Here is a 12,920-nt window from a genome sequence, read left to right on the forward strand (position 1 = left end):
TGACTTCAAAACTAATATTCATGTAAACATGAACATGTAATTCTAAAGCTATTATCATTCCAACAGAATGATAATGAATTGACTGTGCTCTTTTTGGCTTTCACTTTAAAAAGTGAAATCAAACAGCTCAAGGCTGTACCAAATTGAATTGGTCACTCAGTTCATTGAAACCAAAGTTGATTCCGAGGAATCTGTTTTACTTCTCTTTATAAAAAGGGAAGATAAAACGTTTTGATATTCATCAACGAGTGCCCACACAGATTGATAGGTTTAAATTGTTAAAGAGCTTTGCTTATCGAAACTTTCTTTTTACAAAGAAACCTTTGAAAGCGGACGTGAATTCTAGCGATTTAATCTTAAGTGTCAAACACTTTTTAAAATTAATTTCTTTCGAACCTTCCGTCTTACTGATTACCGCTGAAGCCTTGTGGCGTCTGCCATGTCAGTGAGGCGGCATTATAAAGATCATCGAAAACATGGCAACCCCTATTTTAATAAAAATTCAAAAAAGTTGCTTAAGCGGCTATTTTTACGTCAAAACCCTCTTTCACAGGTTAAAGCTCATACAATCAAGAGCATATAACTTAGAATTTTGCGACTAGATCTTTCGAAAATGCCTCTATATCCAGTTCGATACTCCACTTTTCACTTAGCTCCACTATGTTATCTAGCGATTGCTGAACCGTTTTTATCGTCAATGTATTGTTATCTAGGTTGTATACCTGTTTTTGCGTAGTGTAATAGAAGTAAAGGATAGTTAATGCTTCTCGATCACCTTGCTCAGCTTTCGGTTGAATACGCTTGAGCTTACGATAGATTTGATTGTGAGTTTGTTTAAGGTTCCACACATAAAGCGCTTCCTTAAAGTAATCATGCCCTTTCACACGACTCGCGATAAAGGCATTCAGTGCGACTGATAAAATCACGCCAAGTACATTCAAATGGAAATTACCTGTCGCTTCCCCAGTAACGAATCCAACTGAACCAAAAAGTTCAATCAGAATGCTACCGAATACAATGGCAAACAAGGCGAGTGACCCAACCAATGAAACCAACAGTAGGTTCATCTTCTTTCTATATTCTTCTTTATTTATCTTCTGTAACTTCATCGACTACTTCCTTATGTAAGTCACCTAATAATTTGCGCATACTATCTATGTAAACCTTGTCTCTCTTCAACCTTTACCATCTTGTAATGTGGTCACTCTCTATTTAATACGTATAGTTCTTGTGGTCAGTACTATACATAACTCCATTTGACTTCATTAATAGAAAAGAGTTACATACCGCCATAATTTTCAGTTATTCATCAATTCATGCTGATAAAGTCTGTTTCGCTTTATCACATACTGACAAGGTACATTCCATGCGTTCATTTGTATTACGCGCTCGCGCAGCCCCTACAGAGAGCAAACTTATCTTAGAAGGTGTTGGGCAAGACGCTCATACTGAGATTCTGGCTCATACTCTGATGAACACGATCTTCGTTGCTCAATCTCACCGTGAGAATGTCACCGTGCACCTTGTGCTAGAGAGTACTAAAGACTTTTCACGTACCATTACATTCGATTCAAATGAAATCACCAACATTGGCGGCTTTCATGAATCTGCACTGTTATCTGCGGTAGTAAGAGCGGTTGACGCTTCTCAAGGCATGACAAAAGAACAGACACGTCAGGTAGAACCGGGCCTCACTGTCCGTACCATGAGCTTTGAAAAGTTGGTCAAAGAACTGGCCGAAGACCACCAGCTATACATGATGGATAAGAAGGGTGACTTTATCCGTGATGCAGAGATTGCTGAAAATCCATGTTTCCTTCTTACTGATCACATCCCTATGCCGAAGAAAAGCTACAATAGCTTGAAGCGTTTAGGGACAGAGAAAATCAGCTTAGGTCCAAACATGCTGTTTGCTTCTCAGTGTGTTGTGTTAATCAACAATGAGCTGGACATTAGAGGGTTCTAATCTCCAAACTAATAGTCTAAGCAAAAAAAGAGCTCAACTATGTGAGCTCTTTTTTATTATCTATCTATTGGTATCAATGGTGTTTGGTATCAATGGTGTTATCTCGAAATCAGACCTGATTAACCAAAGATGAAGCTGTATAGGAAGCCTGCACCCATCGCCATGCTTAGGATAACGAATAGGAATGCTGCAATCATTTGGTTCTTGAAGATTGATTTAAGTAGGATAACTTCTGTCAAACTTGCACCTGCACTACCGATAATCAATGCCATTACTGAACCCAACGCCATACCTTTCTGAACTAGAGCAGCACTTAGTGGGATTACCGCTTCAGCACGAATGTACAGTGGAATACCAATCACAGCCGCTACAGGAATCGCATACCACATACCTTCACCAGCGTACTGTGCAATTAGGTCTGTAGGAATGAAGCCGTAGATGAATGAACCAATCGCGATACCCATCATCAGGTAAGGGAAAACTTGTTTGAAGTCTTTCCAAGTTGAGAACCAAATTCTCATCCAACGGCTAGGTTCTTTCTTCTCTACGATTTCAGCTGTTACGCTTCCATCCGCTGAACAGCATGAAACAGTGACTTGTGGCTCTTCTTTTTTCGAATCGCAGCAAGATGTCTCCTTAGTCATTACTGGTGCAGGTTCGCCACATACACTTGTACCACATGAAGATTCCGCTTTAGCCGGTGCTGCTTTCTCAGGAGCAGAGTCACCACAGCTAGTGCCACCGCTTGAAGCTGAACCTGTTGATTCATACGCTTCAGGTTTTACGTAACGCTCAAAGCCAAGCTTCTCAAGTGCGTAACCAGCCACTACAGACACCGTCATTGCTACAAGGAAGTAGAACACAGCAACTTGCCAGCCGAAGGTAATCACGAACAAACCAATGATAACCGGGTTCAATAGTGGGCTACCGAATAGGAACACCATCATTGGACCGAAACCCGCTCTTGCACGCAGCAATCCTTTTAAGAAAGGAATGGTCGAACATGAACAGAAAGGTGTAATTGCACCCAATAGTGCTGCAACCACATAACCCTTACCATTACCATTACGTGAGCTCAGGATAGATTGAATCTTTTCTGGTGTAAGGAACTCTTGAAGAATCCCAACAATGTAGCTGATCGCTAAGAAAAGGATAATTAGCTCTACTGCTAAAAAAGCGAACATATCAAGTGCGTCTTTTAGCATTGTTAACATTTCATTGCTCATAATTAACTCCAAACTGGATTGAAGGTCGGGCTCTATGAGAAAAGTAACCAACCCTTAATTTCGAATATTATCGAATTATAGAAATAAACAGCTCCAGATCAAGCTTTATTTCGATAAAAATCGAAATAACTTTCTAAAACACACTTTTTCAATGACTTACACAGCCACCGTTTTTAAATTTGAATTCGACATACATTTCGACTAACATCGAAATTAAATCTTGAGGAGTTAATATGAACTTAGAAGTCGTTGCGAAAGCACTTAAAGAGTTGGGGCACCCTATTCGCCTAACCATTTATAAGAGTGTCGTTAAAGCTGGCTACCAAGGCATTGCAGTTGGCGGCCTACAAGAAGAACTAGGCATTCCCGGTTCTACCTTGTCTCACCACATATCAAGCTTGGCGTCTGCGGGCCTAATCAGCCAAAGACGAGAAGGAAGAACTCTATTCTGCGTGGCGGAGTATGAGTGCCTAGAAGGCGTGATTGATTTCTTACAAGACGAATGTTGCGTAAATGAACAGTGCAACTGATGCACCTTTGAACGGGGCACCTTTGAATAAGGCACCTTTAAAGCTCGAACAAGTCTGGGCCGAATATCAGCAAGCATTAAAGTCATTCCTGCATTCAAAGATTAACAATTCAGCGGATGTAGACGACTTGCTCCAAGATATCTTGATTAAGACCTATCAGAACTTAGACAAGGTACAAGATGCGAGCAGTGTTAAGGCTTGGCTGTTCCAGTTAGCCAACAACACCATTATCGACTTCTACCGTAAGCATGCACGCCAACAACGCGATAGCCAAATTGATGCTGAAGATCTGTGGTTTACCGATTTAGACCACGACTCTGAATTTAAGCAGAAGCTCTCATTGTGTATTGAACCTTTTATTCAGGCGCTGCCAGAACAAAGTTCATCATTACTGCTTGCTGTCGATATCAAAGGCCAAAGCCAAAAAGAGATCGCAGAGGCTCAAAACATCAGCTACTCAACCGTTAAGTCTCGTGTTCAGAAAAGCCGCGGGGATCTTAAGAACTTGTTTGAAGAGTGCTGTAACCTGTCCCTTGATCAACAAGGCAATGTGATTGATTGCGAGCTTAAGCCGAACGCCAGCTGCGGCAAGTGTTAATCGCTACATAGAACCCGTTATTTCAATAGAACAAAGCCAGCAATTGATGCTGGCTTTGTTGTTTTCATAATTTGCAAATCACGCTTTGCTTAAGCGAACCTAGTGCTTGAGCGAACCGAACTATGCTGCTTCCGCTTTTACTACAGGTTGATAGCGCCCCGGTTTATGATTCATTGCTAGAATCAAGTTGGTGACTATCGCACCAAGCACAGACAGAAGAACCAATGACACATCAACAATGAACAGAGAAAGCACAACAATCGTGCAGTCCAGAGCCATCTGAACCTTACCGGCTCGAATCCCAAAACGTTCTTGTAAGAACAACGCCAGAATATTGAAGCCACCTAAGCTCATCTTATGACGGAAAATCACCAACATGCCGGTACCAATCAAGCCACCACCAAGTAAAGCTGCATACAATGCATGAATTTCGGCAATCTGAATCACGTGATACAAGTGATCCACAGCGAACGAAACAATCGAAACCGCGATAAAGGTATTGATGGTGAAGCGCCAGCCCATACGAGCAACCGACAAAATATAGAAAGGTAAGTTAAGTGCGAAGAACACTTGGCCAAAGCTTAGGTCTGTTACTTTGGTAATGAAGATCGCTAGACCAGCCGTGCCTCCGGTGAGCAAACCGACTTGGTTGAAAAAGATAACGCCGAGTGAAACCAGTGCGCTACCTAAGATCAGTGCCAGTAAGTTTTCGCGAAGGTTATGATCTTTATCCATGTGAATGACTCTCCCTGAATCTTTTAACATCGCGTTTCAGTAGTTTTGAAACGATTTATGCCCAAATTTACGATGTTTGACAGATAAGTCGAGTGAATGGCCAATGTTGATTAGTGATTAGTTTGTATATTAGTTTTTACAGTTTTGTGAAACCTTCAATTAAACAGACAGTTACAATCTTGCATTTGGACTTTCATTCTTAATTACATACTTCTATCTATTAACCAGCAAACTTCGAGTTTTCCTATTTATTGGTCACGTTTCGCCCTAATTCTAACGACGCATAAATCTATGCATAAAACGCATAGACTAAATCACAAATGGTCATTTGATACATACCCTACTCGTCATTATGATGCGCGACTTCTTACAACATTGAGCGCATGTAAACACCTTATGTTTTCACAATCTCTTTTTGCCCAACTGGCCAGAATGACGCTATTTCTCGTCATTAGTTTGGTTATTGTGCATCACAGTCAGCCATTGATTGATCTCTTGGCTCAGCATGCCGTGAGCAGTGGATGCCACCAGCAGTCAGCTCATGAGCATTCTGGGCACGAACATCACCATGAGATGACTGACCAACACATGTCAGCGCAAGACCACCCACATCACCACCATTAATTTAAGAGTATTAGAATGAGCATTTTCCGTTTTCCTTTACTGGTATGGCTAGGGATAGGCACACTTATTATCAGTCTAGGGATCAGACAATCATTCGGCATTTTCATGATGCCAATTTCAGAGCATTTCGGGACGGGTCGCGAGTTTTTCAGCTTCGCGATTGCGCTACAAAACCTATTGTTTGGCGTGTTCCAACCTTTTGTTGGTATGGCTGCTGACAAATGGGGAGCAAGACGCATCATTATTGCTGGCGCATGTGCTTACAGTTTGGGTTTGCTTCTTACCTCTATTTCTACCGAATCAAGCATGCTTTACGTTTCACTAGGCGCACTGGTTGGCCTTGGGTTAAGTGCGACGAGCTATGTGATCGTATTAGGTGCCGTAGCAAAAGTAGTACCTGCAGAGCACGCAGCTAAGGCATTTGGTTTAACCACAGCAGCAGGTTCATTTGGTATGTTCGCGGTGATTCCAGGCGCACAATACATGTTGAACGAATTCGATTGGCAGAGTGCAATGCAAGTATTTGGCGTGCTTTGTTGTTTCATGATCTCTTTTGCCCTGTTTATGCGAGCGCCTAAAGCAGCCTCAAACAAACAAGCGCAAGCTGAAGAGAACCAAACACTCAAAGAAGCACTATCTGAAGCGCTTGCTCACAAAGGTTACTGGTTGATTCACGCGGGCTTCTTCGTGTGTGGTTTCCATGTAATGTTTATCGCAACGCACTTACCTAGCTACCTAGCAGACAAAGACCTACCGGCGAGTAGCGCTGCGATGGCACTGGCTTACGTTGGCATCTTCAACATCTTCGGGTCTTACTTCTGGGGTGTAATGGGCGACAAGTTCAGCAAACGCCATGTAATGTCGGCACTGTACTTAGTGCGTACTGTGGTTATCGGTGCGTTTGTTACTCTGCCTGTGACTGAGTCAACTGCGGCTATCTTCGGCGCGGCAATCGGATTCTGTTGGTTGGGTACAGTTCCGCTAACGTCTGGCTTAGTTCGTCAGATCTTCGGTGCCCGTTACCTATCAACGTTGTACGGTTTGGTGTTCTTTACTCACCAAGTGGGTAGCTTCTTAGGCGCTTGGGTTGGCGGTCGTATTTACGATTACTACGGTTCTTACGAGCCAATCTGGTGGTCAACCGTGGTACTTGCATTTGCGGCAGCGCTTATCCATTTACCAATCAATGACAAGCCGATTGAGCGACTGAAATTGGCAATGGCTTAACGTTTAACGCTGACTCCCCCACTAGCGTAAACAACAAGTCGTTCCAATAAAGCGAGTGAGTATTGAAGGGAAACATCCTGATATACTCACTCGCTTTTTTGTTAGTCACTATTTCACCAATTAAAACGGTCGATATTTGCATAAACCTCACTGAATAATAAGACTATCCTTTTCGTTTTAATTTATAGTATCCACTCGCTCCTTTAAAACTAATCCGCAGGCTTATGGAATACATAGATCAGACTGTCCTTATCGCAATGGCACTCATTTTTGCTGGCTCATTTGTGCAAACCGCAATCGGCTTTGGTTTGGCCATTGTTGCAGCCCCACTGCTGTTTTTGGTTTCACCAGACTATGTACCTGCGCCTATCTGCTTGGTTGGCCTGTTTATCTCTTTATTCAACGCCTTTAAACACCGTGCAAACATTTCTATTGGCGGGTTAAAAATCGCATTGCTGGGCCGCATTCCGGGCTCATTGGCAGGCGGAGCATTATTGGTGATGGTTTCAACGAGCGTGTTGTCATTATGGTTAGGCTTATTGGTGGTATTTGCCGTGATTGTTAGCCTACTGCCATTCAGACTCGAACCAACCCCAATCAAGATGGGTATTGCAGGATTCTTCTCTGGGTTCTTTGGCACCAGTTCAGGTATTGGTGGTCCACCTATGGCACTGCTACTCCAACACCAAGATGCCAATCAGCTGCGTGGTAACCTTTCTGCGTTTTTCGTGTTTAGTTCAATCATTTCGTTGATTGTTCAGATCCCAATTGGCTTCTTCACTATGCACCATTTGATCATCACCATACCTTTGCTGCCTGCTGCTTGGTTGGGTTACAAAGTGGCGTTAATGACCACGCAAAGCATTCCTAAAGAGAAGATACGAATTGGTTCTTTACTGTTATGTTCTATCAGTGGCTTTACTGCCATTTGGCAGGGCTTAGCTGGTTAGTATAGAGATAGCGTAAGTACTGAAGGTTGCTTACGTTTTGTAACTATTTTGATGACAGCTCACTCATCTCAATAAGCAAGCGCATATGACTGACTAGTGACGTTATCCATTATGCTCAAATACCCTAATGCGGCGCCTTATTTAAGCTTTAAAGTCAGTACCACACTGTCGTAAACATCTCTATCTGGCGGTCACGATTCCCTCTCATTCAGCATCAATGAACCATTACTGCATAAACCATTTTTTCATGAGCTTTTTGTATACAGAGCTGAGACTGTTCAAATTAGACTAAATGTTCAATTGAGAGCGTAGTTGCATTCACTATATCTCTATATACTCGCACAATCATTAGGCAGACAGATGAGCACGCTCAGTATTAAGGACATTCATATGAAACAACTTGGATTTAAGCAGGTTCTTTTAGTCGCAGTATCAGTAATAATCGCAATAAGTGTCGGTTCAGCCAACTATTTATCATATCAGAGTAAGAAGGAAGCACTCACTGACACTATTTATCAGAGCACACAAGACCGTATTCGCATTGAAGGGAATAAGGTTGAGACTTACCTAGAAGCAAAAACACAAGCAGTAGCAAAAGTAGCTGCTGATTATCGTCAACATAATTATCAAGATAGACACGCCGAGCGAATGCGCGTGGGCTCATTAGGTGCTGATGTCGCGAACTTAATGATAGGTTTTGACAATGGCGATGCTTATGCGTCATTCGATTACCCGGGCTGGGATAATCACAAAAGTCCACCAAGCTACGACCCTCGTAGTAAAGCTTGGTACAAAGAAGGTAAGCGTTCAGGAAGCCTTGTATATACAGACCCATATACAGACTCCACAACAGGTACCTTAATGGTGAGCATTGGTAAAGATGTTGGTAACGGTGTGGTATTGGCAGACATTCCACTCGATGTTCTAAGTGACACTGTCTCTGAAATCGACCTCAACGGTGCTATTTCGATGATGATGACCAATGACATGACGGTGCTGGCTAGCACATCCAATGTGGTTAAGGTGGGCACTAAATTAACGGATTACGCTTCTTTGAAAGACGTTGCAAAAAAAGCACAAAATTCAGAAAGCACAATCGTTAATTATAGTATCAACGGCGTTGAGAAAGTGATGTTCAGCCATGCGGTTAGCTATGGTGATAAAGAGTGGTACCTACTTGTTGGATTAGACAAAAGCGTCGTATTCGCAGCGCTAGAAATCGCTCAACAGCAAGCAATTATGATCACGATTGTCTACCTATTGATCAGCGTAGTTGCCACGTTATTCATTCTCAATATTCTTTACAAACCCATCCTAGCGTTGAAAGAAACCATTACAGGGCTATCAAATGGTGATGGTGATTTAACTCAGAGACTCGAAGTAAAGAAACACGATGATTTAGGGCAAATCGCATCTGGTGTAAACCAATTCATCGAGCATATACAAGACTTGATGCTAAAAATTGACGCAGCATCGTCTGAACTGAAAGAAAATGTGCAGCAACTTGAACATAAATCAGATGAAAATAACCACATTTTGAATCAGCACGTGCAAGAAACTGAACAAATTGTCACTGCCATTGAAGAAATGAGTTCAACAGCTGACGCCGTTGCCCAAAATGCAGGTGAAACGGCGCAATCAACTAAAGTCGCGTCCGATATCGGGGAGCAATCACTCAATGCTGTCGGTGATGCACAAATGAAGGTTAATGCACTAGTTTCTGAGATAGAGAACACATCATCGAACCTAGAAAGCATGAGCCAAGAAACTAAAGGAATCAGTGATATTTTGACAGTGATTGGTGAAATCGCTGAACAGACCAATCTTCTTGCGTTAAATGCAGCGATTGAAGCAGCACGAGCGGGCGAGCAAGGTCGTGGGTTTGCAGTCGTAGCGGATGAAGTGAGAGCCTTAGCGAGTCGAACACAAGCGAGTACACAACAGATTGAACAAGCGCTGACTCGTTTGCTTTCAGTGAACAAGAATGTTGAAGAGTCTATGAATAAGACGAAAGGGACTTGTGACGAAACTTTTAATAACACCGAGAAAGTGGGCAGCAGCTTAAATGAGCTAACGTCACAAGTAACGGGGATCAATGACCTAAGTATTCAAATTGCAACGGCCGCAGAAGAGCAAAGCAGCGTCACTCAGGAAATTAGTCGTAACATGGTGGCTCTGAGTGACATTGTAAATGAACTCAACAAAAATGGAGATCAAGCTTTGGTGCAAACCAACAATATCTCCCAAGTAAACGAACGACTGGCATCAATGGTTGGTATGTTTAAACTACGTTAATTTCTACTAAAACAGTTAGTTAGAATGAAACCCGTAGTGTATGGAGGTTATAGTTTCAAATAGCATCTATAGTTTTTCAATAGCAGTCATCTTTAAAATAGCCGCCTTCTCCGAAGGCGGTTTTTTATTCCTCTCTTTCAAAAGCCCCACCAGAGCTCTTCTAGGCAAGTTTATTACTCATTTGCGATCTCTTAGAAACATCGGTAACAAAAGTTCTATTCTTTGCGTCGGAATCAGTGGCACCAATAGGTAAATCAAACCGGCAAAGGCGATAGACGCAGCTAAGTCTTCAGGGCGGTGCATACCAAGCCAAACACGACTATAAGCAACGCCACCAGCCCAAACTAGCAAACCGCCGACTAAGTAAAAACGTTTCGCTTCTAGGAACAAGCCGCCAAAGAACGCCAGACACACGCCAACGAAAATCATGTGCCCAGATGGGAAAGAATAGTCAGTCTCACCTAGCCAATGACGTGTTCGCCACTCACTCACCTTGTCTTGCACAGATGCAATCGCTGCGTTCTTTTCTACCAATGGCAGTTCGTAAAACAGCTCTGGCATTTCAACGACTTCTTGCGTCACCAAATACTCAGAATAAGGACGCGGGCTTTCTGTAGAATGCTTCAAGAAAGTTTTTGCTGCAAAGCTGAGAACCAACAACAAGCCGAGCTGCAGACAAAGGCTGACGAGCTTAGCTTTGGAAAATTTCATCGTGAGCAATACCAAAGACAAAACAGCTAGCGTTACCAAGAATCCTTGATTACCCGCCGAGTAAGTCACAAACGTTATGAAGGCGCCTTGGAAAGGCGAAACCGCAGCCCCAAAGTCAAAATTAGATCCAAAGATCAAAAACGGTACGAGAGAAGACAAACTTAAAACGAGCAGTAATAAGCCTTTGGATTTGTTAGAGAACGGAGATGTCATGACTAAGATCTTTTGGATAAAGTGGATGGATGCTAGCGCAGCTTAGCACTGCCAATATCAATTTTATGTCAAAACGGTCATTAAGCCGTCATGGTCTAACAATGTTCGATTGATGAACCTCTTGAGTATTGATTCAGTGAACGGCCACGCCAGCACCAATAATGTTCGACATACACTGATGTTCATAGAGCAACAAAGACCACTCAAACCAGCTGAGACAAAGGCATTATCCCACTAAAGACTGCCGGACACGTTCTGCTGATAAAGTGAACACTTACCCGATTATAAGGCTGGAATCTGAAAAACTTTGCTGTCAGTCCTTTAAATCCACTATTGAAAGGATTACCATCTGGTCTGCTTTCAAAGCAAAACAGATTATTAATTTTTATTCTCAGGGCGGGGCGAAATTCCCCACCGGCGGTATGTTTTTAGCAAAATCTAAAGATAAGCCCGCGAGCGCTCGATTCGTCGAGGTCAGCAGATCTGGTGAGATGCCAGAGCCGACGGTCATAGTCCGGATGAGAGAGAATGAAAACACACTCGTTTAAGTTGGAAAGGTGTACCTATTTATTAGGTTCATGCCTCCAACTTAGACGGGTGCATTTCGTTTTGGATAAAACCATAATGAGCTAATACCAATCACAGTAAATAAATGATCAGAGATAGCGCAGGAAAAACGCTTGAGAACAAGGCAAAATTTTTCGATAAGTAGTTATTCTACAGTCAAAATTTTTAACGCCGTTATCAAGGGTTTTAACCAGCTAGAATGACCAGTTGTTTACTACGATTGGTACAAGTCGACTTGTAATGAGTCTGCTTTGTTGTGCTCGGTTGAGATCCCTCATACAGCCCTGATTCTGGTGATATTTTAGGAGTTTAACCATGAATCAGTCTTCACTACTTGCCGAATTTGGCGAACCAATCACTCGCGTTGAAAACGCACTGCAAGCTCTGCGCGAAGGTCGTGGCGTGCTTCTACTTGACGATGAAGATCGCGAGAACGAAGGCGACATCATCTACTCAGTAGAACACCTAACTAATGCGCAAATGGCGCTTATGATCCGAGAATGCAGCGGTATTGTGTGCTTATGCTTAACAGACGAGCAAGCGAACCAACTTGAACTTCCACCTATGGTTGTTGATAACAACAGCGCAAACCAAACTGCGTTTACCGTCACTATCGAAGCAAAAGTCGGCGTAACAACAGGTGTTTCTGCCGCTGACCGTGTAACAACGATCAAGACAGCTGCAAACCCAACGGCTAAGCCTACTGACCTAGCTCGCCCTGGCCACGTATTCCCACTGCGTGCGCGTAAAGGTGGTGTACTGGCTCGCCGCGGTCACACAGAAGGTACTGTGGATCTAATGCAAATGGCAGGTCTTCAATCGGCAGGTGTACTGTGTGAAGTTACCAACCCAGACGGCACGATGGCAAAAGCGCCAGAGATCGTTGCTTTCGGTAAAATGCACAACATGCCTGTACTGACCATTGAAGATATGGTGATGTACCGCACTGAGTTCGACCTAAAACTGGCTTAATGTTTAATATTTAATGCTTAGTGCTTAGTGCTTAGTGCTTAGTATCCCGATATTAACTCAAGCGCATTGACCTAAACAGATCTAGGCTCACCAATGGAGCCAAGCTTATTTTAAACAGGGCATAGTGACTGTCACTCAAACAGCTTTTACAGCTGACTGATACCGTCCAATAAACCCTGTTAGAATCAGAACCGCATACAAAAATTAGAGCCTCACTGATTTCAGTGGGGCTTTTTTCATACTCACGTCCGATAAAAAACCGAGCCAATTAGCAACTATTATCATTAACAATACGCAATTGTTATG

12 protein-coding genes and 1 riboswitch are annotated in these 12,920 nt (G+C 42.8%); of the genes, 8 read left to right on the forward strand and 4 right to left on the reverse strand.

Features of this window, described 5'->3' with window-relative positions; translation table 11 throughout:
• Positions 1 to 584: 584 nt before the first annotated feature.
• Positions 585 to 1,109, reverse strand: coding sequence for a DUF3087 family protein (locus AB4589_RS22400; RefSeq protein ID WP_372101712.1), 525 nt, complete (start codon positions 1,107 to 1,109; stop codon positions 585 to 587).
• A 257-nt stretch (positions 1,110 to 1,366) separates the two neighbouring features.
• On the opposite strand from AB4589_RS22400, the gene trmY reads away from it, so the two are divergent.
• Positions 1,367 to 1,966: a tRNA (pseudouridine(54)-N(1))-methyltransferase TrmY gene (trmY, locus tag AB4589_RS22405; protein WP_372101713.1), complete on the forward strand. Its 600-nt coding sequence runs from the start codon at positions 1,367 to 1,369 to the stop codon at positions 1,964 to 1,966.
• A gap of 119 nt (positions 1,967 to 2,085) precedes the next feature.
• Here trmY and AB4589_RS22410 read toward each other — a convergent pair whose 3' ends face one another.
• Positions 2,086 to 3,192, reverse strand: a complete 1,107-nt coding sequence (locus AB4589_RS22410; RefSeq protein ID WP_372101714.1) for a permease — start codon at positions 3,190 to 3,192, stop codon at positions 2,086 to 2,088.
• A gap of 233 nt (positions 3,193 to 3,425) precedes the next feature.
• On the opposite strand from AB4589_RS22410, the gene AB4589_RS22415 reads away from it, so the two are divergent.
• Positions 3,426 to 3,722 carry a helix-turn-helix transcriptional regulator gene (locus tag AB4589_RS22415; protein ID WP_004733042.1) on the forward strand — a complete coding sequence of 99 codons (297 nt, stop codon included), beginning with the start codon at positions 3,426 to 3,428 and terminating at the stop codon, positions 3,720 to 3,722.
• Complete coding sequence (gene sigZ / locus AB4589_RS22420) at positions 3,706 to 4,320, forward strand: RNA polymerase sigma factor SigZ (protein WP_017092193.1); 615 nt, start codon at positions 3,706 to 3,708, stop codon at positions 4,318 to 4,320. The genes AB4589_RS22415 and sigZ overlap by 17 nt, the downstream gene beginning before the upstream one ends.
• Positions 4,321 to 4,440: 120 nt before the next feature.
• Here the strand turns inward: sigZ and AB4589_RS22425 are convergent, their stop codons facing one another.
• On the reverse strand, positions 4,441 to 5,055 hold the full coding sequence (locus AB4589_RS22425; protein ID WP_017065874.1) for a YitT family protein: 615 nt from the start codon (positions 5,053 to 5,055) through the stop codon (positions 4,441 to 4,443).
• 396 nt (positions 5,056 to 5,451) lie between these two features.
• On the opposite strand from AB4589_RS22425, the gene AB4589_RS22430 reads away from it, so the two are divergent.
• The 4 genes from AB4589_RS22430 (at position 5,452) to AB4589_RS22445 (ending at position 10,151) form a co-directional block, all read left to right on the forward strand.
• The gene (locus tag AB4589_RS22430; RefSeq protein ID WP_157933231.1) at positions 5,452 to 5,679 is read left to right on the forward strand and encodes a hypothetical protein; all 228 of its coding nucleotides are present in this window, start codon (positions 5,452 to 5,454) and stop codon (positions 5,677 to 5,679) included.
• Between the two features lie 15 nt (positions 5,680 to 5,694).
• Positions 5,695 to 6,906 carry an MFS transporter gene (locus AB4589_RS22435; protein WP_280543644.1) on the forward strand — a complete coding sequence of 404 codons (1,212 nt, stop codon included), beginning with the start codon at positions 5,695 to 5,697 and terminating at the stop codon, positions 6,904 to 6,906.
• A 224-nt stretch (positions 6,907 to 7,130) separates the two neighbouring features.
• Positions 7,131 to 7,856, forward strand: a complete 726-nt coding sequence (locus AB4589_RS22440) for a sulfite exporter TauE/SafE family protein (RefSeq protein ID WP_372101715.1) — start codon at positions 7,131 to 7,133, stop codon at positions 7,854 to 7,856.
• Positions 7,857 to 8,246: 390 nt separating this feature from the next.
• Positions 8,247 to 10,151: a methyl-accepting chemotaxis protein gene (locus tag AB4589_RS22445; RefSeq protein ID WP_372101716.1), complete on the forward strand. Its 1,905-nt coding sequence runs from the start codon at positions 8,247 to 8,249 to the stop codon at positions 10,149 to 10,151.
• A 177-nt stretch (positions 10,152 to 10,328) separates the two neighbouring features.
• Here AB4589_RS22445 and AB4589_RS22450 read toward each other — a convergent pair whose 3' ends face one another.
• Complete coding sequence (locus AB4589_RS22450; protein WP_372101717.1) at positions 10,329 to 11,075, reverse strand: phosphatase PAP2 family protein; 747 nt, start codon at positions 11,073 to 11,075, stop codon at positions 10,329 to 10,331.
• Between the two features lie 383 nt (positions 11,076 to 11,458).
• Positions 11,459 to 11,609, forward strand: a riboswitch (FMN riboswitch).
• 348 nt (positions 11,610 to 11,957) lie between these two features.
• On the opposite strand from AB4589_RS22450, the gene ribB reads away from it, so the two are divergent.
• Positions 11,958 to 12,614 (forward strand): 3,4-dihydroxy-2-butanone-4-phosphate synthase, encoded by a 657-nt coding sequence (ribB, locus tag AB4589_RS22455; protein WP_004733029.1) that lies wholly within the window; start codon positions 11,958 to 11,960, stop codon positions 12,612 to 12,614.
• Positions 12,615 to 12,920 lie beyond the last annotated feature (306 nt).

Source organism: Vibrio sp. 10N.222.49.A3 (assembly GCF_041475145.1).
GTDB classification, from domain to species: Bacteria; Pseudomonadota; Gammaproteobacteria; order Enterobacterales; family Vibrionaceae; genus Vibrio; species Vibrio tasmaniensis_A.